Source organism: Alphaproteobacteria bacterium, from assembly GCA_005883305.1.
Taxonomy (GTDB): Bacteria; Pseudomonadota; Alphaproteobacteria; order Sphingomonadales; family Sphingomonadaceae; genus Allosphingosinicella.
Window position 1 is genome coordinate 2,598,063 of the sequence record VBAC01000001.1, and the last position, 21,048, is coordinate 2,619,110.

Consider the following 21,048-nt stretch of genomic DNA (forward strand, 5'->3'; position numbering starts at 1 on the left):
TGTATCGGCTCCTTGATTCGACGGAGCCCGATTCGAATGGTCGTGAGAAAGGCCGAGCGCCTCGCCGTCCCCAAATCCGCTTTGCCGGACTTCACCCCGGTCCCCCGCAAGCAGCCGCGCCACGACGGCTGGACGCCCGAGCGCCAGCGGGCGTTCATCGGCTTCCTCGCCGACACCGGCTGCGTCAGCATCGCCTGCCGGATGGTGAACATGAGCCAGCCGAGCTATTATCAGCTCCGCCGCCAGCCCGGCGCCGAAAGCTTCCGCGCCGCCGCCGACGCCGCCCAGACGCTCGGCCTGCAATGCGCCAAGGACGAGGCGTTCGATCGGGCGATGAACGGCGAGCTCATCCCGGTCTTCGTCGCCGGCAAGCTGATGGGCTTCCGCAGAAAGAAGAACGACCGCCTCCTGATGTTCATCCTGCGCCACTACGGCCAGGACGCCCAGGGCCGCAAAACGACGATCAACTACTTCAGCACGAAGGCCACAGCCGGTGCTGCCACCTCCAGCCCCTCCCCCCTGGCGGGGGAGGGTCGACTCGTCGAAGGCGAGCGGGGAGAGGGGGCCGCTGCCGCCCTCGCGGCAGCCGAAAGCAGCACCACCACCGTCAAGACAGTCATCAGCGGAAACCCCACCCCGCCCGGAATCGACGACGCCTCCGCCGCCAACCTCATCAACGACTTCGCCGGCGTCGATCTCGACCCCCAGGCCCAGGCCGAGATCTACTGCGCCCTCGAATCCGCCGCCGAGCGCCGCCGCGCCCTCGACGCCACCCCCGAGCAGGACCGCGACCGCATCTGGATCGGCGCGGCCGAGACCAATGGCTATCTCGGCCAACTCGAAAGCGGCGCCGAAAGCGACTGGATCGAATACAGGCCGGAGGGAGAGCATGCCTGGGAGGGCCTCGGCAAAGGCGGCGAAGCTGCCGAGATCGACGAGGTTCTGGCCGGCATCGAGGCCCGCAAGGCGGCGATGACGCCCGACGATCTCGCCGCCCAACGCGCCGCCGAGGACGCCATGGCCCGCGACCAGCACGAGAAGCAGAACAGGCCGCTCCCCGGCTATCTCGGCGGCGCGAATCCGGCCTTGCCGGCGCCCGATCTCAATCCGGACGATCCGATGCTTGATTGGCGGAACTGGAAGGAAGGCGCCTACACGTCGCCCCAAAATCCGCCCCGGAACGGGGAGGGGGACCAGCCGGAGCCTTCGGCGGCGGCTGGTGGAGGGGCCGCCGCGCCGGCGGCGGAAGCACTGAGCGAAGGCGAGGGGCCTGAGCCGTCTTCCGCTCATCCTGAGCCTGTCGAAAGACGAACCCACCGCCCGCGAAAGCGCTCTCCTGGGCATGTCCCGAGCGAAGCCTGTCCCGAGCCTGTCGAAGGGCTCGAGCCTGTCCCGGCGCAGGCCCGGAAACGCCGAACCCCCTCCCCCTCGATGGGGGAGGGTTGGGGTGGGGGTGGCGCCACAGCCGCTTCGGCAGCGGAAATCAGCACGCCGGAGCCCAAGCCCAAGCGAACCCACAGGCCGCGCGGGCCCTACAAGAAACGCCAGCCCAAGCCCCGCTTCACCGCGCCCGACGCCGCGGCCTACGAGGCGCGGAAGGCCGAGGCCGTGGCGGCGGTGGAAACGGAGCGGCGTGTGGAGGCGAAGGCCGAGGCGGAGAGGCGGAAAACCAGGTCCCGCCGAAACTAAACGCGCGGGCGCGCGTCGCCTCGGTGGACGAGAGCATCGCGGCTCTCGCCGCGGCGCAGAAGCGCGTGGAGGAGGCCTGGGATCGGATCTTCGACGCGCTCACGGACGATCGCGACGAGGAGGAGCTGGTAGCCTGTCCTGAGCGCAGTCGAAGGGCGATCCCGGAGCCGCCCGAGCGCTGGTGCGCGGAGCCTATGAACGCCGACGCGAAGCGGCGCCCCCTCATAGGCGTAGCGCCGCACCGAGCCGGACGGCCTGCGCCTTTGGCGACAGGACCGACGTCACGGATTCACTCCGTGACGGCTGCACGGGCTTCGCCGGGAAATGCCCCAAGGGAAGAGCTTCGAGGTGTCTGGACGCCATCTGGGCCGAGATCGAGGCCGTGCAGGAGCATGACCAGTGGCCGAGGCACTTATACTGGATCGTTTAGTGAGCGGCGCGAAAGCATGTCCTGAGCTTGCCGAAGGGGCCGGACAGCCTGCGCCACCGGGCGACAGGACCGACGTCACGGATACACTTCGTGACGGCTGCCGATGCGTGGTAGACTGAGGATCCAACGATCGAGCTTAGACGCGGCCTTACGAGAAGGCCATGGGCGGACAAGCTGCCCCGTAGGCCCTCAGAGGCCTATGTCTTCAGAATTTGAGGCTGTTGAGCAGCCTTCTGGAATCCGCCGAATATGGTCCTCGTTCAAAAACCTGTCTCGTGGGGCCCGCATATTTCCGGAGCAGCTCTTTGCAATGCGGAGTTGCAAGTATTCATGGCACTGTTACCTTAAGCACAATCTGGGGGGATGAATGAACGCTGTCGATGAACTTCAAGAGTCCGCCTCTGCCGGAAAGTTAGTAGTCGTAATGGGTGCCGGCGTGAGCCTGGCCCTTAACGATGGGAAAAGGCCGGCCCGAACGTGGGCAGGGCTTCTGGAAAGCGCCTTTCGATTCGCGAAGCAAAAAGGCAAAATTAATGACGTTCAGTTGGCTAGATGGACCGAAGCGTTGTCATCTCCAGACATGGACGAGCTACTCGGGGCGGCCGAATTCATAATCCGAAAATTGGGAGGTCGGGCAGGGCTTTTGTACGCGCGCTGGTTGGAGGGGGAATTAGGTCCACTTCGAGCGGGCAAAGGACCAATGGAAGGCGCCGTTGCCGCCTTGGTTCGCGCCAACGTCCCGATCTGCACATTGAACTATGACACGTTGATCGAACAGGCGGCAAGCCTGCCCTCCCTAACCCTTCACGACACACGGAAGGTCATGGAATGGGCGAGGAAAGAAGCTCCAGGAATCCTCCATTTGCACGGCATCTGGGATAATCCCCAATCCGTCGTTTTGGGCGTTTCAGATTACAATGAGGCAGTTGACGACAAATTTCGCGAAGCGCTGCAGCGCTCACTGTCAATGTTCAATCGCTTGCTATTCGTGGGCTGTGGAGAAACTCTACAAGACCCAAATTTCTCTAGTCTGATTGAATGGAGCAGGCGAGCGGTAGGGGGCGCTGCCCTCCAGCACTACGGGCTCATTAAGAGTGATGAGGTAGATCTTAGGCACCGCGACACGCGCTGGCATGGCTTCATTGATCCCGTATCTTACGGCGACACCTACGCGGATCTACCTAAATTTATTAGCGGAGAAATCCTGAAAAAAGTCCCGGCTGCCGGCGCTCGGACAAATCGACCTTCAAAGGTGGATTCCGACGTAATCAACCGCTATCGCGAGTTCTTAGTGTCCGATTGCGGACAAATGACTATCGAAGGCGTAAGGGCTGACGCTGATACTGCGAAGCAGAAGTTTGATATTGAACGACTATTTGTGCCGTTGCAAGTTGCAGCAATTCCTCCTGAAATTCCCGAAAGCGATCCGAAGCGCGAAGAAAAATTGAAGAGATGGCAGAAAGAGTACGCGGATCCTGTACCATTCGGACAGGCCTTAAAGACCCATCCGCGATTAGCTCTCCTAGCACTGCCGGGAGGAGGTAAGACACTTCTACTTAAGCGCTTGGCGGTCGCTTATGCAGAACCAAAACGGCGAACGGCGATCGCTGACGCGCTCCCGGCAACGGACCTCCTACCGATTCTAATTAGATGCCGTGAATGGCGAGACCATATCAAGCTGCCGATCTCCACATTGATTGGGCGGATTTCGGAGATCAGCGGACGACCGGAATTGGCCGGTTTACTTGAAGCTCTCGATGCTCGGTTGAAGTCCGGTCGGATTGTACTCCTCGTTGACGGACTGGACGAAATTCACAGCGACAGTGATCGATCTTCGTTTGTCGAGAATCTGGACAAGTTTTTGGAGGAGTTCCCAAAAATCAGAATGGTAGTGACTAGTCGGGAAGCAGGTTTCGCCCTCGTTGCCCCCTCCCTTTCCAGATTTTGCTCGAAGTGGAAAATTGCGCCCCTAAGTGAAGAGGCCATCGTCTCCTTATGCACACATTGGCACAATTTAATGGGGGGATCCGGGAAAGACGCGGCCGATGAATTGCTCCAAGTAACGACGACAATATTAGGTAGCGAGGCGCTGAGGAGACTGGCCGAGAATCCTTTGCTATTAACTATGCTCCTCGTCGTTAAACACGGATATGGGAGATTGCCTCCGGATAGGGTGAGCCTTTACGAAAGGGCAGTGGAAGTCCTGCTTGATACGTGGAATATCAAGGGGCACGCAGCGCTAAACCCCCGGGAAGCAGTTCCACAGCTTGCTTTTCTCGCTCTCCGCCTTGTGCAGCAAGGCAAGCAAACTGCGACCGAGCGCGAGCTTCTCGAACTAATCGAGCAGTCGCGGCAGGACGTGCCCTTAGTTAGACTGTATGCCCGAGACACTCCAAGCGAATTCCTGAAGAGAGTCGAGTTGCGCTCCAGCTTGCTACTGGAAGCAGGAAGAATGGTAGAAGACGGGCGAGCGGTACCGTTTTATCAATTTAGGCACCTTACGTTCCAAGAGTATTTGGCCGCAGTGGCCGTCGTGGACGGTCATTACAGTGGGTATCGGCAGGGCGAGTCAATCCTATCACCCTTTGGATCATCAGTAACTTCCGACGAATGGAAAGAAATTGTCCCGATGGCGGCGGTCTTGGCAAAAAAGCAAGCGGACCCTCTAATCTCAAAGCTAATTAGTCTGGGCATGGAAGCTGAAAAGGACTTTGTAGAGTCAGATACGAGCGAGCATAGGCATGCATATTCCCCGTCTTATAGGATGCCCGCGCCGGTATCCAGATTGACGCAATGTCTAATCGAGGAAGCCGAGTTTTCCGTTAGCAATATTGATGATGCGCTCCGCTTGGTCGCCACATTCGCGCACGGCTGCCTAGGCCCCGAGAATTGGCCTGCACTTATGCGAGGTCCCTTTGGGCAAGCGCTATTTGAAAAAGCTTGGGTTCTTTACGCGTCACATGGCCTGCCCCGTCAGGCATATATGCGCAACACGACCGCTCTCATGGGTGTGTATCGACGCGATGTTTCCCAGTGGGTCTGTGACTCTGCGATCGACGAATTACGCGGGAGACTGATCGGCGAGGATCAGGAACAGCACGGCCAGACTGCGGCGACCATCTGTGGGATTATTTGGACGCGGGCCGAGGAGTCTATAGCCGCTTTGGGTAAATTGCAGCCAGAACTTGAGGCTGGGCTAGATAGCACCAAAGAGCATATTTGGGAACATATGGCTTGGGCACTTGCCCTACTTCATGCTTATTCTGAAAGCAGCAAGTACCTCAACCGATTGAAGACTAGCAGCTTAGATATCTTGGTGCGGCGATGGTTCCAAGTAGAAGCAAATAAGGAAGAATCAGTAGTAGATTTTGCGATCGGAGCTACTTTCGCGTTCCGTCGAAAAAGGTGGATCCCAAAACTGGATTTTACCCAGATCAAACTCTTGGAGATAGCGCTAGATCGCGAGGCGAGCGACACGGGGAGAAGTGAACACGGTGCGGCGGCGCTGATTGCCTATCACGCGCGAATTCTGGATGATGAGAGCATTCTGATCCCAATATTGCGCTCCGTGGGCGGAAGAGCGGGCCACGGAAAGGATATTGGAGACATGGTTGCAAGCCTAGGTGCTGATCTGGGGTCTGATTTTGTGGAATAGCCTTTTTTTCTCCCTTGCAGGGATAAACGCCCCCGGATCGGCAATCGCCCGTCTCTAGCCGTGTCGAACAAGGGAAAAGTCGAGATTAGAGTTCGCAATTTCGGCAATTTCGGGGACACAACACCTAAGTCCTATTCCTCCCCCCATCCGCAGGGCCGCGATGAACGCCTTCCGCTTCGCTGAAGCTTCAGCGGACGAGCCTGCGTCACTCCTCACCCATCCGCAGCGCCGCAATAAACGCCTCCTCCCAGCTTCGCTGAAGCTTCGGCCGACGAGGCGGGGTCACTTACGGATATTCCTGCCGCGCGTGGACGACGCTCACGATCTCCACCGCCTCCGCCGTCACCCGATAGACAATGATGTAATTGGGATGGACTACCGCCTCGCGAGTGCCAGCTACGCGGCCCGGCCGGTACATATAGGGGTGGTCGGTCAGCCCCTCGGCGCAGGCCTCGATCACCGCCAGCAGCCGTTCGGCCGCGGCCGGATTTCGTTCGGCGATGTAGCGGAATATGCCCCTTGCGTCGTCTCGGGCGCTGTCGCGCCAGATCAGCTTCAGCACGGCTTCTTTTGCTTGGCCTTGGCAATCACTTCGCGCATTTCCACCATCACCTGATCATGCGGCACCGGGGGCCTCGGATCAGCGAGGGACTCGGCGACCTTGCGCTTCAGCCACTCCAAATAGGACGCCTCCTGCTCGGGCGTATCGAATTCCGAGACGATGGGGGAATACTCGTTCATGCCGCTAATTTACCGCAAAACAGCCCATTCCGCAAAGTGCCTCTATTCCTCGCCCATCCGCAAGGCAGCGATGAAGGCCTCCTGCGGGATCGAGACGCTGCCGTACTCCCGCATCCGCTTTTTGCCCTCTTTTTGCTTCTCGAGCAGCTTCTTCTTGCGGGAAATGTCGCCGCCGTAGCATTTGGCGGTGACGTCCTTGCGGAGGGCGGCGATGGTTTCGCGGGCGATCACTTTCCCGCCGATCGCGGCCTGGATCGGGATCTTGAACAAATGCCTCGGGATCAAATCCTTGAGCCGCTCGCACAGCTGCCGCCCGCGCGCTTCCGCCGCCCCCCGATGGACGATCATGCTGAGCGCATCGACCGGCTCGCCGTTGACCAGGATGTTCATCTTGACGAGGTCGCCGTCGCGGTGGCCGGTCTGGTGGTAGTCGAAGCTCGCATAGCCGCGGCTGATGCTCTTCAGCCGGTCGTAGAAATCGAACACCACCTCGTTCAGCGGCAGCTCGTAGGTCAGCTGCGCGCGCCCCGCGACATAGGTCAAATTCTTCTGGATCCCGCGCCGGTCCTGGCAGAGCTTGAGGATCGCGCCGAGATGCTCGTCGGGCACGTAGATCACCGCCTCGATCCACGGCTCCTCGACCGCGGCGATCCGGTTCTGGTCCGGCCAGTCGGCGGGATTGTGGATCTCGATCACCTCGAGCCCGGCCTCGTCCGTCCCGATCCGGCGCTGCGAGCCGACCGAGGCGGCCGCGTCCTTGGCCTTGTTCAAATGCACCTCGTAGATCACCGAGGGAGCCGTCGTGATGAGGTCGAGATCGTATTCGCGGGTCAGCCGCTCCTGGATGATCTCGAGGTGGAGCAGGCCGAGGAAGCCGCAGCGGAAGCCGAAGCCGAGCGCCGCGCTGGTCTCCATCTCGAACGAGAAGCTGGCGTCGTTGAGCCGCAGCTTGGCGAGCGAATCGCGGAGCTTCTCGAAATCGTTGGCGTCGGTCGGGAACAGGCCGCAGAAGACGACCGGCTGGACCTCCTTGAACCCCGGCAGCGGCGTCTTCGTCGGTCTCTTCGCGTCGGTGATCGTGTCGCCGACGCGGGTCTCGCTGATGTCCTTGATCTGCGCGGTGATGAAGCCGATCTCGCCCGCCCCGAGCGCGCTCAATTGCTCGATCTTCGGCCGGAACACGCCGACCCGGTCGACGAGGTGCGTGGTGCCGGCGGCCATGAAGGCGATCTGCTGGCCCTTCCTGATGACGCCGTCGATCACCCGGATCAGGATGACCACTCCGAGATAGGGATCGTACCAGCTGTCGACGAGCATCGCCTTCAGCGGCGCCGCGGAGTCTCCGCTCGGCGGCGGGATGCGAGCGACGATCGCCTCCAGCACCTCGTCGATGCCGATCCCCGTCTTGGCCGAGGTCAGCACGGCGTCGTCCGCGGGCAACCCGACGATGTCCTCGATCTCCCTGCGCACCTTGTCGACGTCGGCCGCGGGCAGGTCGATCTTGTTGATGACGGGGACGATCTCGTGGTCGTGCTCGATCGACTGGTAAACGTTGGCGAGAGTCTGCGCCTCCACCCCCTGCGCCGCGTCGACCACCAGCAAGGCGCCCTCACAGGCGGCGAGGCTCCGGCTCACCTCGTAGGCGAAGTCGACATGGCCCGGCGTGTCCATCAGGTTGAGCACGTAGTCCTGCCCGTCCTGGCTGCGGTAATCGAGCCGCACCGTCTGCGCCTTGATCGTGATCCCCCGCTCCTGCTCGAGCTCCATATTGTCGAGCACCTGGCTGGTCATCTCCCGCGCCGTCAGCCCCCCCGTCTGCTGGATCAGCCGGTCGGCGAGGGTCGATTTCCCATGGTCGATATGGGCTATGATACTGAAATTGCGGAGGTTTTTGAGGTCGGTCATTTCGCGATTTTCGGAAAGGTTCGGCGCGCCCTAGCAGAGGGGGGCGGGGAGGCAAAGGCGCTCAGGCGCCCTGAAGGAGACGGTTCACGCGAAGGCGCGAAGGCGCAAAGTGAAGCAGCGGCCGAGAGCGCCTATTCGGCGAGATCGCGAAGGGCGCGCCTGCGCCGGACCATCACCTCGCGCGCCGTCGCGAGCTGACCGTCGGCCAGAGCACCGAGAATCTCGCGATCCTCGCGCATGATCCTTTCGGCGAGCGCCATCGGCTCGGCCGGCCCTGAGCTGACCCCGGATGGCGAACCCTTCGGCGGCGTTTTGGTGTTTCTACTCATCGCTCAACTATAGCAGATTATCTTCACGCAGAGCACCCTGGCCCGTCATCTCGCGCACCGTCAGCCCCCCGTCTCCTGGTCAGCCGGTCGGCGAGCGTCGATTTCCCATGGTCGATGTGGGCGATATCGAGAAGTTGCGGAGGCGGCTAAGGTCGGTCATGCGCGCGGGGCGTCAGCAGGGGGCGGGGGCGAGGGAAACCGGGGGTTAGTGGCACCGCCCTAACGTACCGGGGCCGTCTCTCCCGGACGCGTTTAGCCATCGGAGACTTGAGATCGCGCACGCGTTGCACGGACAGTAGATTCAGGTATGAACAGCATCTTATGAGTGCGTGGGGAATTTAACTTGCCGACGATAGCTGAGCCAAAAAGTTTTTCGGAGCTATTGGAGGTTATCGAAGAATTTCAGTCCACGTCAGATGCCTCGTGGTATCGCGGGTGCCGCAACGCTGGCCACTGTCTCCAGCCCTCCATCATGAGGCACGCGCCCGTCAAACCCTTCAAGGAAATACACGAATTGGAGAAGCAGATCGCTTCTCGGTTTGTGCAGCGGTCTCTTCCCTTCGTGTCACGGCCGTTCATGGATGAGTGGGATAAGCTCTTTTTCATGCAGCACTACGGGGTGCCCACTCGGCTGCTGGATTGGACGGAAAATCCGTTCGTCGCGATATACTTCGCGATGACTCCGCTCCGGGTCGAGCCAGACAAAGACGCCGCCCTCTGGCTTTGTGATCCGGTAAAGTGGAACTCCCACGTCATGAGTTCCTATTCTGGTAAAAAGGGAATTCTCGATCAGAGCTCCCGTTTTCTGACGCAATACTCGCCCGAGGCGCTGGTCGATGATGTGCCCAACCACCCGATCATGATGTATGGGACATACAACAGCCCGCGTATCGTTGCGCAGCGCGGCGGCTTTGCTCTCTTTGGAAACCTGCCTGATCCCATGGAGCAGATTCACCAAACAGGAGGCTTCGCGCCAGAGTGCCTACAGAAGGTGACCGTCAAGAAGGAACACATCCCTGACATCAGATCGTCCCTTCTAAAGAAGGGATTCACGGAATCGGTGGTCTTCCCCGACCTGGATGGCCTCGCAAAGGAAATAAGGCGAGAGTTTGGATTCGAGCAATGATTTACAAAGGCCTCAGGATACTTTCGCATCCGAGTAAGCCACTTTTGTGGTGGTACAAGCAGCGGGATGTTATTGACTTTGACCCGCCCTATCAGCGGAAGGGCAGACTTTGGTCACGCTCTGACAAGGCCTATTTGATCGATTCAATCATAAACGGGTTTGATATACCGAAGCTATACATGGCCGACTTCCAGATGGGTGGGATGGCGCTCAATCGAAGTGGGAAAGAATATGCCATTATCGACGGCAAGCAGCGTTTCGAAGCTGTGTTTGATTTTTTTGATCATGCGCTAACGTTAAACGCAGATTTTGTGTGGAGGAGAGATCCCAGCCTCAAATTAGGCGGTTTGTCGCTGCGCGACCTCCGCAACAGCTATCCTGATATTGCGGACGCTTTTGAAACTGAGACATTTGATGTCATGTCCGTCGTTACGGACGATTCTGAAGACATTAACGAGCTTTTTGTTCGTCTAAATAGAAGCAAGCCGTTGTCCGGCGCTGAGATTCGAAACGCCATGATTGGCGCTGTGCCGGATATGATACGCAACGTCGCCAAACATGAGTTGTTCACCGACTACATTCGATTTAGCACTAAGCGGGCCGGTGATTTCAATGCAGCGGCGAAAATCGTGTTATTTGAGTACCGTGGATCCCCGGCGAGCACAAAGAAGTCAGACTTGGATGCATTTGCTCAGCTGCGGCGTGTTGAGGCTGAGAAGCTGGACCTTGCTGGCAACCATTGCCTCACGCATCTCGACTCGATGACACAGGTTTTCCTGCCTCGCGATATCCTGCTCGCATCCGCCGGTGTCTTTCCGGTCTATTACTGGTTCGTGCGCGTAGCCCATCCTAGTTTGTATTCTTATATTCGAGAATTTCTCGTTCAATTTGAAGGAGAGCGTGCTGAGGCGCGTGCGCGTGCGGCGCGTGACGAGAACCTGAGCGACGAGAGGGACTACGTCTATTCGCGATACGATACATTCAATCGTTCCACCGATGACCGGCGCAGTCACTTGGGGAGATTGGGAATACTCGCAACACTCTTCGGGGACTGGCTTCGGGGGCGCCACCTCACAAATCCGGTTCCTGACTTGAGCCGGCGAGTTCGGGAATTGCGCTCGACAGTGCAGCATGAGATTGACGAAGGCGACAGCGAATAGCCCCGTTCAGGGCGGGCATAGATTTCCCGCCTTGCAACGTCTCCTCGACGCCTTGTGTGCCTCTCCCTCTGACTGCTCTAAATGTCGCGTTGGTCGCCGTCGCGCGCCGTCACGCCAGCCCGCGCAACTCCTTCTCGAAATCCACCACCCGCCACCGATCGTTGAGCCCAATCGCATAGGGCATCCCCTCGAACACGCCGTGGCGGTAGGTGCACACCCCAACCTTCGCCGGGGCAGGCTCCAAAGACATCGAGGCCGCGCCGGCCACCCCGACCGTCACCACGCATCCTCCGCCCCCCGCCGCCGTCCTCAGCCCACTTCTCCCGCTCGCCCCATTCCGCGTCGGCCTCCACCGGTCTACACCGTCCAATGCACATGCCGGGGCCACCGGTCATGATCCCGCACGGCATGGATCTCGGCGAAGATGGCGTCCAGTTCCGCTTGCTCGGACGGCTCCGGGATCGCCTCCAGCTCTTCCTCGTCGAGATCGTCCGGGAGCGCATCGAAGATGCGGCTCCAGGCGTCGTCGACGCGGTTCTGCGCCGCCTTGAGCGCGGCCATGATCTCCTTCACCCAGGCGACGCGCGCCGCCACCCGCGCTTTCGCCTTCGCCTGCTCGCCGGGCCCATGACCGACGGCATCGAGCAGGGCCCGGATCGTCGCCTCATGGCTCATTGGGAATCCCTTCCTTCACCCCGCGCATCATCCGCCGCCCCCGGCCCCTTTCGGGACCGCTTGATCGGCTGGGACGTCTGGCCGGAAGCCTCCCCCGCCTTCTCCCGCTCCGCCCAAGCCGCCGCATCCGCCCGCGCCTTCTCCTCCCACGCTTTTTGCGCCTCGGCGGCGTTGCGATGCTTTTCGTCCTGGCGGCGGCACCATTGCTTATAGTCGCCGTCGCGGCCGGCGTTGAAGTTGAGGTCCTCGCCGCGGGCGAGTTCGTGGCGCACGATTCCGAGCGGGGCGAGCGGCGGCCGCTCGGGCTCGCCCTTCTCCGCCCAGTAATCGCGGCGGATACCGGCGAGCAATACGCTCATCGGGGTCGCCGCGACGTCGAGCATGTGCATCCCGTTCGGCAGCCGCCAGCGGTCGATCAGCTCGTCCGCCCCGCCGGCGAGGTCGAGCATGATCTCGATCGCCGTCAGCTGGCGAACGCAATAATCGGCCTCGACGATCCGCCCCTCGAGCCGGCAATTGCGCTCGTCCTTCAGCTTGGCGAGATATTGGGCGGTCAACGGTCCCAGCAGATCGGCCAGGGTGCAGATCTCCAGCGCCTCCTCGGGCTCCAGATCCTCGGCCGCGACCCTGAGCGACGCCCGCGCCGCAAGCGCCGCCTTGCCCGGGCCGGGCTTTCGCCGATCCGGGGCGCGGGGCGGCCGTCCGCGCACGGCGTGCCGGCCCCGCCGCTTCCTGTGGAGGGCGATCGCCGCGTCCCACGCCGCCGCGAAGCTTGCCGCTCCGGCGGAGCCGCGCACGGTGTAGGCGCCGGAGAGCGTCCGGCCGACGCGGGCCGCGGCCTCGACGATGCTGCCGGTCTCGGCGAGGCCGAGGATGAAGGCGCGCTGGTTGTCGTCCGACCAGCCGTCGTGACGCTTGTTCTTGCGGACCACCGGCTCGAAATCGAGCAGGGCGGCGATTTCCGGATCTTCGAGCTCCGGCGACTCGGGTTCCTCTCTGTCCATAGAGCGAACCTAACAGGAACAATAAGGGAATACAAGGGGCGGATCGCGAGGCGGCAATCCGGCGGCCCTCGGAGGTCGCACGGGATTGCTTCGCCAGGCCCGCAATGACGCAGTGAGGGCCGGCCGCGTCGCGGCTCTTCGCCCAGGCGCGGCGCGCCCGGGCCCGGCGCATCGCGCCGCCCGCGCTCAGGTTGCGCGGGGGCGCGCGTCCGCGCTAGGAGCGCTGCCACGTTCCACCCCTTGCCAGAACGAGCGAAAATGGCCGGCCACAGCAAATATAAGAACATCATGTATCGCAAGGGCGCTCAGGACAAGAAGCGCTCGGCGATGTTCTCCAAGCTCAGCCGCGAGATCACCGTCGCGGCCAAGATGGGCGTGCCCGATCCGGACATGAACGCGCGCCTTCGCGCCGCCGTCAACGCGGCCAAGGCGCAGTCGATGCCCAAGGACAATATCCAGCGCTCGATCGACAAGGCCTCGGCCTCCGACGCCGAGAATTACGAGGAGATCCGCTACGAGGGCTTCGGGCCGGGCGGCGTGTCGCTGGTGGTCGAGGCGCTGACCGACAACCGCAACCGCACCGCGACCAACGTCCGCACCGCCTTCTCCAAGAACGGCGGCAATCTCGGCGCCTCGGGCGCGGTGACCCACGGCTTCTCAAGGCTCGGCCTGATCGAATATCCGGCCGCCGCGGGGGATTCGGACCAGGTGTTCGAAGCGGCGATCGAGGCGGGCGCCGAGGACGTCGAATCGGACGAGGACGGCCACCGGATCTGGACCGGCGTCGACGATTTGCACGGCGTCGCCCGAGCGCTCGAAGGCGCGCTCGGCGCTGCGGAGAGCGTCAAGCTCGCCTGGCGGCCGCAGACCAATGTCGACGTCGCCGAGGGCGACGCCGAGCAGCTGATGAAGCTGGTCGAGACCCTCGAGGAGGACGACGACGTCCAGACCGTCTGGGGCAATTACGAACTGTCCGACGCGGTGCTGGAGAAATTGGGTTGACCCCAATCCTCCCCGGAACGGGGAGGGGGACCGCCGGCGAAGCCGGTGGTGGTGGGGCCGGGGCTTCGCCATGCTCGCTGCGCTCGCGACCCCTCCACCATGGTCAGGTGGACAGTGCCCCGCACTGTCCAGCCCTGTCCGGGGGACAGGGCGACCTGGCCATTGCGGCTGGTCCCCCTCCCCGTTCCGGGGAGGATTTCGGGTGCTGATCATCGGCCTCGATCCCGGCTTGGCCTGCACCGGCTGGGGGGTGATCGCGGCCGAGGGGAACCGGCTCTCCCACATCGCCAACGGCCAGGTGCGCACTGACGCCAGGGCGGCGCTGCCGGCGCGGCTGGTGGCGCTCGAGGCGGCGCTGGGCGCGGTAATCGCGGACCACGCGCCGGAAGCGGCCGCCTGCGAGGAGGTGTTCCTCAACGAGAACCCGCAATCGACCCTGAAGCTCGGCCAGGCGCGCGGCGTCGTCCTGCTCGCTCTGGCCAAGCGTGGGCTCGAGATCGGCGAATATGCGCCGCGGCTGGTCAAGAAGGCGCTGGTCGGCACCGGCGCGGCGGAGAAGGCGCAGGTCCATGCGATGGTCCAGCGGCTGTTGCCGTCGGCGAAGATCGCGGGTGCGGATGCGGCCGACGCGCTGGCCGTGGCGATCACCCACGCCCACCACCTCGCCAGCGCGCGGCGCTTCGGCTGAACTTTCGCTTTCCTACAGGCGATCGTTCCGCTTATGTACCGGGCATGACGGTTTTGCGCCCGATTTTCGCCCGTTCGCCGCTGCCCGGCACGGGTCTGTGCGGGGGGAAGTTTTTTTCGCCTATGGAAGCGGAAACTTCGGAAACTTCCGGCGGGCCCGGCGCATGATCGCCAGGCTCCGCGGCCTGCTCGATTCGTTCGGCGCGGATCATGCGGTGATCGACGTCAACGGCGTCGGCTATCTCGTTTCCGCCTCCTCGCGAACGCTTTCGTCGCTGGGCGCGATCGGCGAGGAAGTGGTTCTGCACACCGAGATGCTGGTCGCCGAGGATTTCATCCGCCTGGTCGGCTTCACCACCGCCGCCGAGCGCGACTGGTTCCGCCTCTTGACCTCGGTCCAGGGCGTCGGCGCCCGGGTCGCCCTCGCCATCCTCTCGGCGCTGTCGATCGACGAAGTCCACCGCGCGGTGGCCAGCGGCGATAGCGCGATGGTCGCCCGGGCCCAGGGCGTCGGCCCGAAGCTGGCCCAGCGCATCGTCAACGAGCTCAAGGACAAGGCGGGTGGCATCGCGCTCGGCTCCGGCGGCGCGGCGGCGCCGAGCGGCGGCAATGCCCAGGACGCCATCTCCGCGCTGGCCAATCTCGGTTTCCGCCCGAGCGAGGCCGCCGCCGCGGTCGCCAAGGCTGAGGCGGAGGTGGGCCCGGAAGCGACGCTGGATTTGCTCGTCCGCACCGCGCTCAAGAAGGCCGCCAAATGAGCCGTTCCCCCGTCATTCCCGCGAAAGCGGGAATCCCGCTTTTCTTCTTCGCGCTCTTCGCGCCTTCGCGTGAAAAAGGGAAAAGTATGGGTTCACGCGAAGGCGCGAAGGTCGCGAAGGAAGAATTTGAAGGAAGATGGATTCCCGCTTTCGCGGGAATGACGGAAAGAGGTTGGCAATGACCGACCCCGATCGCCTCACCACGCCCGAGCGGCGCCCCGAGGATCTCGACGCCGCCTTGCGGCCCAAGACGCTCGACGAGTTCGTCGGACAGAAGGCGGCGCGGGAGAATCTGCGGGTGTTCATCCAGGCCGCGAAGGGCCGCGGCGACGCGCTCGATCACGTCCTCTTCTTCGGCCCGCCGGGGCTCGGCAAGACGACCCTCGCGCAGATCGTCGCGCGCGAGCTCGGGGTCGGCTTTCGCGCCACTTCGGGGCCGGTGATCGCCAAGTCGGGCGATCTCGCCGCCTTGCTCACCAACCTCGAGGACGGCGACGTTTTGTTCATCGACGAGATCCACCGGCTCGCGCCGGCGGTCGAGGAGATCCTCTATCCGGCGATGGAGGACCGCGTTCTCGATCTGATGATCGGCGAGGGGCCCTCGGCGCGCTCGGTGCGGATCGACCTGCCCAAATTCACCCTGGTCGGCGCGACCACCCGGCAGGGGCTGATCACCACCCCCTTGCGCGACCGCTTCGGAATCCCGGTGCGGCTCAATTTCTACAGCGTCGAGGAGCTAGAGCATGTCGTCCGCCGCGCCGGCCGGCTGCTCGGCCTTTCGCTGACGGAGGACGGGGCGAAAGAGGTGGCCAGGCGCTCGCGCGGAACGCCGCGGATCGCCGGGCGGCTGCTTCGCCGGGTGCGCGACTTCGCCCATTCGGATGGCGACGCCGAGGTGGACGCGACGGTCGCCGACGCCGCGCTCAACCGGATGGAAGTCGACAAGCTCGGCCTCGACGCGATGGACCGGCGTTACCTCACGATGATCGCCGACATCTATCGCGGCGGGCCGGTCGGGGTCGAGACGCTCGCCGCCGGCCTCTCCGAGCCGCGCGACACGATCGAGGAGGTGATCGAGCCCTATATGATCCAGCTCGGCCTGATCGCCCGCACCGCGCGCGGACGCTGCCTCAACGGCCCCGGCTGGACCCATCTCGGCCTGCCTCAGCCCAAAGGCGGGCAGGCCGGCCTGTTCGAAGGAAAATGAGGGAGGGATAAATGAAGAAGCTGTTCCTGGCGCTCGGCCTTTGCGCCGCGCCCGCGCTGGCGCAACCGGCGCCGCCCGCACCGGCGGCCGCCGCGCGCGCCGCGATCGACTATTCGGACGCCGCGACCTGGCTCTGCCTTCCGGGCCGCCAGGACGCCTGCGGACGCGCGCTGCCGACCGCCGACCTGACTCCCGCCGGCTACGGCCCGGTCACGCAAAGCACGCCGGCCGCCGATCCGCCGATCGACTGCTTCTACGTCTATCCGACCGTCTCGCGCGATCCAGGCCTCAACAGCGACATGAGCCCGGGAGTCGAGGAGCAGGGCACCGCCGCGGTCCAGCTCGCGCGCTTCGCCTCGGTCTGCAAGACCTACGCGCCGGTCTACCGGCAGGTGACTCTGGGCGCGATCCCGCGGGCGCTCGCGGGGGAGAACGTCACCGCCAACTTCATCATGGCCTATGCCGACGTGGCGAACGCCTGGCGCTATTATCTCGAACATTACAATCACGGCCGCCCCTTCGTCCTGATCGGCCACAGCCAGGGGACGATCCACCTGACCCAGTTGCTGGCGCGGGAGATCGAGAACGGCCCGGCCGCCGCGCGCATGCTCTCGGCGCTTCTGATCGGCTATGCGGTCGAGGTGCCGGAAGGAAGGCTCGTCGGCGGCAGCCTCCAGCGCACGCCGCTCTGCAGCCGGGCGGGACAGACCGGCTGCGTCATCACCTACATGTCATTCCGGGCCGACGCCCCTCCGCCGGCCGGATCGCTGATGGGCCGCGCGCCGCGTCCGGGCATGACCGCCGCCTGCGTCAATCCGGCCGCGCTAAGCGGCGGCAGCGCGCCGCTCGATTCCTACTGGTACGCCGCCGCCAGCCAGTTCGGCGGCCCGACCATCACCTGGTCGACGGCGGGCGCTCCGCCCGCGCCGTTCCTCCACGCCCGCGGACTGATCTCCGGCGAGTGCCGGCACGACGGGCAGGCCGGCTGGCTGGCGATCACCGTCAACGCCGATCCGGCCGACGCGCGCACGGACCAGATACCGGGCGACGTCTATCTCGGAGCGAGCCGCCAGGCCGGCTGGGGCCTTCACCTCGGCGACGTTCCCTATGCGCAGGGCGACCTGATCCGCGCCGTCGAGGCGCAGCGCGACGCGATGCTGAGGCGGCGGCGCTAGGATGACCCCATATTCGCTCATCCTGAGTAGGGACCGAGCTTGTCGAGGGCCCGTATCGAAGGACCGACCGGGTACGTCCTTCGAGACGCCGTTTCGACAGGCTCGCAAGTTTACCCTGAGCGCCTGCCTTGGCAGGCAGTCGAAGGGGCTCCTCAGGATGAGCGGGAGACGAGTCAGCTTTCGAGGAAGAAGATGTCCTCGACCGGCCTTCCCAGCGCTCGGGCGAGCTTCAGCGCCAGCAATGTCGAGGGCACGAACACCCCGTTCTCGACCGTGTTGATCGTCTTGCGGCTCACGCCCACCATCTCCGCCAAAGCGGCCTGGGTGAGGCCCCGCTCGGCCCTAAGGTCGAGCAGCCGGTTGGCGAGGGCTTCAGCCATCCTTGTGGGCGCGCCGCTCGAGCATGGCGAAGCGAATCAGGGCCACGGCGATTCCGATCGTCGTCAGCAAGTGGATCGTCTCGCGCCCGCTCATCGGCTCGAACAGGTTGACGAAGTAGAGCAGGATCGCCCCCGCCATGGTCGCGAGAAAGGCGATTCGGAAGGCGTCGGCCCGGTTTGCGCGGGTGACCTCGTCGTCCATCAGAGCGCGCACCGCCTTCGGCTTGAGCCAGAAGCCGCCGGTCGCCACCGCGAGCAGGAGGACGATCGAGAGCACCAGCCAGGCGGCGATCTTGACATGATCCACCGCGCGCATGCCGGTGTCGGGCTGGGAGAAATAGGAAGCCTGCTGGGCGAGGAAGATCACGGTAAGCGCTGGAAACATCCGCGCACGTCGGCGCGAAAGGCGGTCGGCGGTCTCGATATCGGAAGCGGTCATGAGCATTTCCCTGTAACCTACAGGTGACATGTAACCTACACGTTACACGCGCGTCAAGCGCAAAATCGGCTCGGCTCGTCTTTTGCGGTTTGCGGGCGACTCCCGGCCCGATAGACGCCGGAGCGTGAGCGGAGAGATCGATCGGCCCTACGAGGGCGCCTTCGTCGGCGGCACGCACCATTTCGCGCTGCGCGTCTATTTCGAGGACACCGACGTCGCCGGCGTCGTCTACTACGCCAATTACCTCAAATTCATGGAGCGGGCCCGCTCCGACATGCTGCGTTGCGCCGGAGTCGACCAGCGCGAGGCGATCGAGGCGGGCGCCGGAGTCTATGTCGTCGCCGAGGCGAACATCAAATACCGCGCCTCGGCGAAGCTCGACGACGCGCTCGTGGTGCTCAGCGAAGTTCGCGAGGTGCGCGCGGCCTCGTGCGTCATTCATCAGCGAGTCATGCGCAGGGATGACATTCTCGCCGAGGCGATGATCACCGCCGCCTTCATCTGTGAGGGACGGCCGAAGCGCCAGCCGCGCGCATGGGTCGAAGCATATGAGCGGCTGAAGAAGGAAGACTGAGTGGGACGAATGAATCTTGGCGCGGACGTGATGTCGCCGGTCGCTTTGTTCCTTCACGCGGACATCGTCGTGAAGGTGGTGATGATCGGCCTCGTCCTGGCCAGCATCTGGACCTGGACGATCATCGTCGGCCAGTGGATGCGAATGCGCCGCGCGTCCCGCGAAAACGACCGGTTCGAGCGCGAGTTCTGGAAGGCCGAGGATATCGACAGTTTCTACGAATCGCGCGGCCGCGACGAATTCCCCTCGGCCAAGGTGCTCGCCGCCGGAGTCGCGGAGTGGCGGCGCTCGACCTCGGGCAAGGCGGTCGACCGCGACGGCACGCGCGCCCGGCTCGCCGTGGCGATGAGCTCGGCGGTGATCGCCGAGACCGACAAGCTCGCCTCGCGCCTCAACATCCTCGCCACCGTGGGATCGGTCGCGCCGTTCGTCGGCCTGTTCGGCACCGTCTGGGGAATCATGCGCGCCTTCACCGACATCGCCGGCGCTCAGAACACCTCGCTCGCGGTGGTCGCCCCTGGCATCGCCGAGGCTTTGTTCGCCACCGCTCTCGGCCTGTTCGCGGCGATCCCGGCGGTCATCGCCTACAATCGCTTCAGCTACTCGATCAACCGGATCGAGGCGCGCCTCCAGCGCTTCGCCGACGGCTTCCACGGCACCCTGTCGCGCGAGCTGGAGGTGGAGGGATGAGGGTGGTTGCTCCCAAATCCTCCCCGGAACGGGGAGGGGGACCGCGGCGCGAAGCGCCGTGGTGGTGGGGCCGATCCGAGGCCGCCGACCCCTCCACCGGCTTCGCCGGTCCCCCTCCCCGTTCCGGGGAGGAATATTAATGGCCATGGGTCCCATACTCGGCCCCGGCCGGCGCGGGCGGCGTACCCCGATGGCGGAGATCAACGTCACGCCGATGGTCGACGTCATGCTCGTGCTGCTGATCATCTTCATGGTCACCGCGCCCCTGCTCACCGCCGGAGTCCAGGTCGATCTTCCGGAGAGCAAGGCGGCGTCGCTCGACCAGAATAACGAGCCGGTGGCGATCTCGATCGATTCCGGCGGCAACATCTTCATCGACGAGACGCCGGTGCCGCTCGACACGATCGACGCGCATCTGCAGCAGATCGCCGCGGCGAGCCATGAAGCGGGCGGCCCGCGAATCTTCCTGCGCGCCGACCGCGGGCTCGATTACGGCCGGGTCATGCAGGTGATGGGCGAGATCAACCGCGCCGGCCTGAGGCGGGTCGCCCTCGTCAGCACGGCGCAGGGGGAGCCGCGCTGATGGACCGCGCGGAGGCCACCGGGCTCGGCGTTTCCATCGCCGGCCACGTCGCGCTCCTCGCCTTGCTGTCGCTCGCTTTGGTCACCGCCGGCCGGATACCCCTCTCGCCGCCGCCGATGGAGGTGTCGTTCGTCGACGAGGTCGCCTTGACCTCGGCCGCGCCGCAGCCTTCGCCGGCGCCGGCCGCCCAGGCGACGGCGCCTGACGTCGGCCCGACGGAGGACGCGGCTCCGGCGGCGCCCCTCGCCCCCGCGCCGGCGCCGCCCGAGGCGGAGGTCAAGCCGCCCAAGCCGGTCGCCGAGGAAGCGGCTCCCGCGCCGCCGACTCCGCGCCGCGCCGAGCGCCCGGCGCCCCAGACCCCGCGCCGGGCCGAGCAGCGCCCCGTGCCGCCCGCGCCGGAGGGCACAGGGCGCACCACCCGGCGCTCGGGCCTCGGCGACCTCGATCCGCGCAGCTTCGGCCGCGATCCCGCCGCGCAGCGCAGCGCGCCGCCCGCGGCCACGATGAATGCGCGGGCAGCGGCCGATATCGCCTCGGCCATCGCGAGGCAGGTCCAGCCCTGCGCCGACCGCCAGATCAATCCGGGACCGGGGGCCGAGCGGATCGTGACTCCGATCATCCTCAGCCTCAACCGCGACGGGTCGCTCAAGACTCGGCCGCGGGTCGGCGAGCAGCGCGGGCTCGACGACGAGAACAGCCGCTACGCGCGCCGCGTCGCCGATCTCGCGATCAACGCCTTCGCGTCCTGCGCGCCGCTGCGCGGCCTGCCGCAGGAGCTTTACGACGTGCCCCGCGGCTGGGCCAATTTCACCATGAACTACCGGCTGCCCGGATAGGAG

General features: G+C 64.2%; 23 protein-coding genes. 14 read left to right on the forward strand and 9 right to left on the reverse strand.

The window, feature by feature from the left end:
* The first annotated feature begins 36 nt into the window (after positions 1-36).
* Positions 37-1,689: a hypothetical protein gene (locus E6G92_12860; GenBank protein TMJ20582.1), complete on the forward strand. Its 1,653-nt coding sequence runs from the start codon at positions 37-39 to the stop codon at positions 1,687-1,689.
* A 797-nt stretch (positions 1,690-2,486) separates the two neighbouring features.
* Entirely contained in the window at positions 2,487-5,774 is a 3,288-nt protein-coding gene (locus tag E6G92_12865) for an NACHT domain-containing protein (protein TMJ20583.1), read from the forward strand.
* A gap of 286 nt (positions 5,775-6,060) precedes the next feature.
* Here E6G92_12865 and E6G92_12870 read toward each other — a convergent pair whose 3' ends face one another.
* The 5 genes from E6G92_12870 to E6G92_12890 form a co-directional block, all read right to left on the reverse strand.
* Positions 6,061-6,336 carry a type II toxin-antitoxin system RelE/ParE family toxin gene (locus tag E6G92_12870; GenBank protein TMJ20584.1) on the reverse strand — a complete coding sequence of 92 codons (276 nt, stop codon included), beginning with the start codon at positions 6,334-6,336 and terminating at the stop codon, positions 6,061-6,063.
* On the reverse strand, positions 6,330-6,515 hold the full coding sequence (locus tag E6G92_12875; protein TMJ20585.1) for an antitoxin: 186 nt from the start codon (positions 6,513-6,515) through the stop codon (positions 6,330-6,332). The genes E6G92_12870 and E6G92_12875 overlap by 7 nt, the downstream gene beginning before the upstream one ends.
* Before the next feature lie 42 nt (positions 6,516-6,557).
* Entirely contained in the window at positions 6,558-8,420 is a 1,863-nt protein-coding gene (gene lepA, locus E6G92_12880; protein TMJ20586.1) for an elongation factor 4, read from the reverse strand.
* A gap of 131 nt (positions 8,421-8,551) precedes the next feature.
* Positions 8,552-8,749 carry a hypothetical protein gene (locus E6G92_12885; GenBank protein ID TMJ20587.1) on the reverse strand — a complete coding sequence of 66 codons (198 nt, stop codon included), beginning with the start codon at positions 8,747-8,749 and terminating at the stop codon, positions 8,552-8,554.
* Between the two features lie 23 nt (positions 8,750-8,772).
* The gene (locus tag E6G92_12890) at positions 8,773-8,874 is read right to left on the reverse strand and encodes a hypothetical protein (GenBank protein TMJ20828.1); all 102 of its coding nucleotides are present in this window, start codon (positions 8,872-8,874) and stop codon (positions 8,773-8,775) included.
* A gap of 200 nt (positions 8,875-9,074) precedes the next feature.
* Between E6G92_12890 and E6G92_12895 the strand changes: the two genes are divergently transcribed.
* Both E6G92_12895 and E6G92_12900 read left to right on the forward strand, forming a co-directional pair.
* Positions 9,075-9,875: an FRG domain-containing protein gene (locus E6G92_12895; GenBank protein TMJ20588.1), complete on the forward strand. Its 801-nt coding sequence runs from the start codon at positions 9,075-9,077 to the stop codon at positions 9,873-9,875.
* Positions 9,872-11,035 carry a DUF262 domain-containing protein gene (locus E6G92_12900; GenBank protein ID TMJ20589.1) on the forward strand — a complete coding sequence of 388 codons (1,164 nt, stop codon included), beginning with the start codon at positions 9,872-9,874 and terminating at the stop codon, positions 11,033-11,035. Before E6G92_12895 ends, E6G92_12900 begins: the two co-directional genes overlap by 4 nt.
* A 357-nt stretch (positions 11,036-11,392) precedes the next feature.
* Here the strand turns inward: E6G92_12900 and E6G92_12905 are convergent, their stop codons facing one another.
* Together E6G92_12905 and E6G92_12910 are read right to left on the reverse strand one after the other, a co-directional pair.
* Positions 11,393-11,710 (reverse strand): hypothetical protein, encoded by a 318-nt coding sequence (locus E6G92_12905; protein ID TMJ20590.1) that lies wholly within the window; start codon positions 11,708-11,710, stop codon positions 11,393-11,395.
* Positions 11,707-12,714, reverse strand: a complete 1,008-nt coding sequence (locus E6G92_12910) for a hypothetical protein (protein ID TMJ20591.1) — start codon at positions 12,712-12,714, stop codon at positions 11,707-11,709. The genes E6G92_12905 and E6G92_12910 overlap by 4 nt, the downstream gene beginning before the upstream one ends.
* Before the next feature lie 258 nt (positions 12,715-12,972).
* On the opposite strand from E6G92_12910, the gene E6G92_12915 reads away from it, so the two are divergent.
* From E6G92_12915 to E6G92_12940, 6 genes are all read left to right on the forward strand, one after another.
* Positions 12,973-13,716 carry a YebC/PmpR family DNA-binding transcriptional regulator gene (locus tag E6G92_12915; GenBank protein TMJ20592.1) on the forward strand — a complete coding sequence of 248 codons (744 nt, stop codon included), beginning with the start codon at positions 12,973-12,975 and terminating at the stop codon, positions 13,714-13,716.
* A gap of 202 nt (positions 13,717-13,918) precedes the next feature.
* The gene (gene ruvC, locus E6G92_12920; protein TMJ20593.1) at positions 13,919-14,404 is read left to right on the forward strand and encodes a crossover junction endodeoxyribonuclease RuvC; all 486 of its coding nucleotides are present in this window, start codon (positions 13,919-13,921) and stop codon (positions 14,402-14,404) included.
* 163 nt (positions 14,405-14,567) lie between these two features.
* Entirely contained in the window at positions 14,568-15,161 is a 594-nt protein-coding gene (gene ruvA, locus E6G92_12925) for a Holliday junction branch migration protein RuvA (protein ID TMJ20594.1), read from the forward strand.
* Positions 15,158-15,343: a hypothetical protein gene (locus E6G92_12930; GenBank protein ID TMJ20595.1), complete on the forward strand. Its 186-nt coding sequence runs from the start codon at positions 15,158-15,160 to the stop codon at positions 15,341-15,343. The genes ruvA and E6G92_12930 overlap by 4 nt, the downstream gene beginning before the upstream one ends.
* Positions 15,340-16,368 carry a Holliday junction branch migration DNA helicase RuvB gene (ruvB, locus tag E6G92_12935; GenBank protein ID TMJ20596.1) on the forward strand — a complete coding sequence of 343 codons (1,029 nt, stop codon included), beginning with the start codon at positions 15,340-15,342 and terminating at the stop codon, positions 16,366-16,368. Before E6G92_12930 ends, ruvB begins: the two co-directional genes overlap by 4 nt.
* A gap of 11 nt (positions 16,369-16,379) precedes the next feature.
* Positions 16,380-17,543: a DUF3089 domain-containing protein gene (locus tag E6G92_12940; protein TMJ20597.1), complete on the forward strand. Its 1,164-nt coding sequence runs from the start codon at positions 16,380-16,382 to the stop codon at positions 17,541-17,543.
* Between the two features lie 173 nt (positions 17,544-17,716).
* Here E6G92_12940 and E6G92_12945 read toward each other — a convergent pair whose 3' ends face one another.
* Positions 17,717-17,923 carry a helix-turn-helix domain-containing protein gene (locus E6G92_12945; protein ID TMJ20598.1) on the reverse strand — a complete coding sequence of 69 codons (207 nt, stop codon included), beginning with the start codon at positions 17,921-17,923 and terminating at the stop codon, positions 17,717-17,719.
* Positions 17,916-18,362 (reverse strand): hypothetical protein, encoded by a 447-nt coding sequence (locus E6G92_12950; GenBank protein TMJ20599.1) that lies wholly within the window; start codon positions 18,360-18,362, stop codon positions 17,916-17,918. The genes E6G92_12945 and E6G92_12950 overlap by 8 nt, the downstream gene beginning before the upstream one ends.
* 124 nt (positions 18,363-18,486) lie before the next feature.
* On the opposite strand from E6G92_12950, the gene E6G92_12955 reads away from it, so the two are divergent.
* From E6G92_12955 to E6G92_12970, 4 genes are all read left to right on the forward strand, one after another.
* Complete coding sequence (locus tag E6G92_12955; GenBank protein ID TMJ20600.1) at positions 18,487-18,936, forward strand: YbgC/FadM family acyl-CoA thioesterase; 450 nt, start codon at positions 18,487-18,489, stop codon at positions 18,934-18,936.
* A gap of 9 nt (positions 18,937-18,945) precedes the next feature.
* Positions 18,946-19,626 (forward strand): protein TolQ, encoded by a 681-nt coding sequence (gene tolQ / locus E6G92_12960; protein TMJ20829.1) that lies wholly within the window; start codon positions 18,946-18,948, stop codon positions 19,624-19,626.
* 145 nt (positions 19,627-19,771) lie between these two features.
* Entirely contained in the window at positions 19,772-20,209 is a 438-nt protein-coding gene (gene tolR, locus E6G92_12965) for a protein TolR (GenBank protein ID TMJ20830.1), read from the forward strand.
* On the forward strand, positions 20,209-21,045 hold the full coding sequence (locus tag E6G92_12970; protein ID TMJ20601.1) for a cell envelope biogenesis protein TolA: 837 nt from the start codon (positions 20,209-20,211) through the stop codon (positions 21,043-21,045). The genes tolR and E6G92_12970 overlap by 1 nt, the downstream gene beginning before the upstream one ends.
* Positions 21,046-21,048 lie beyond the last annotated feature (3 nt).

Coding starts and splice junctions, on each gene's coding strand:
- E6G92_12860 (TMJ20582.1), top strand. CDS start 37: ATGGTCGTGAGAAAGGCCGAGCGCCTCGCCGTCCCCAAATCCGCTTTG.
- E6G92_12865 (TMJ20583.1), top strand. CDS start 2,487: ATGAACGCTGTCGATGAACTTCAAGAGTCCGCCTCTGCCGGAAAGTTA.
- E6G92_12875 (TMJ20585.1), bottom strand. CDS start 6,515: ATGAACGAGTATTCCCCCATCGTCTCGGAATTCGATACGCCCGAGCAG.
- lepA (TMJ20586.1), bottom strand. CDS start 8,420: ATGACCGACCTCAAAAACCTCCGCAATTTCAGTATCATAGCCCATATC.
- E6G92_12885 (TMJ20587.1), bottom strand. CDS start 8,749: ATGAGTAGAAACACCAAAACGCCGCCGAAGGGTTCGCCATCCGGGGTC.
- E6G92_12900 (TMJ20589.1), top strand. CDS start 9,872: ATGATTTACAAAGGCCTCAGGATACTTTCGCATCCGAGTAAGCCACTT.
- E6G92_12905 (TMJ20590.1), bottom strand. CDS start 11,710: ATGAGCCATGAGGCGACGATCCGGGCCCTGCTCGATGCCGTCGGTCAT.
- E6G92_12910 (TMJ20591.1), bottom strand. CDS start 12,714: ATGGACAGAGAGGAACCCGAGTCGCCGGAGCTCGAAGATCCGGAAATC.
- E6G92_12915 (TMJ20592.1), top strand. CDS start 12,973: ATGGCCGGCCACAGCAAATATAAGAACATCATGTATCGCAAGGGCGCT.
- ruvA (TMJ20594.1), top strand. CDS start 14,568: ATGATCGCCAGGCTCCGCGGCCTGCTCGATTCGTTCGGCGCGGATCAT.
- E6G92_12930 (TMJ20595.1), top strand. CDS start 15,158: ATGAGCCGTTCCCCCGTCATTCCCGCGAAAGCGGGAATCCCGCTTTTC.
- ruvB (TMJ20596.1), top strand. CDS start 15,340: ATGACCGACCCCGATCGCCTCACCACGCCCGAGCGGCGCCCCGAGGAT.
- E6G92_12940 (TMJ20597.1), top strand. CDS start 16,380: ATGAAGAAGCTGTTCCTGGCGCTCGGCCTTTGCGCCGCGCCCGCGCTG.
- E6G92_12945 (TMJ20598.1), bottom strand. CDS start 17,923: ATGGCTGAAGCCCTCGCCAACCGGCTGCTCGACCTTAGGGCCGAGCGG.
- E6G92_12950 (TMJ20599.1), bottom strand. CDS start 18,362: ATGACCGCTTCCGATATCGAGACCGCCGACCGCCTTTCGCGCCGACGT.
- tolQ (TMJ20829.1), top strand. CDS start 18,946: ATGAATCTTGGCGCGGACGTGATGTCGCCGGTCGCTTTGTTCCTTCAC.
- tolR (TMJ20830.1), top strand. CDS start 19,772: ATGGGTCCCATACTCGGCCCCGGCCGGCGCGGGCGGCGTACCCCGATG.
- E6G92_12970 (TMJ20601.1), top strand. CDS start 20,209: ATGGACCGCGCGGAGGCCACCGGGCTCGGCGTTTCCATCGCCGGCCAC.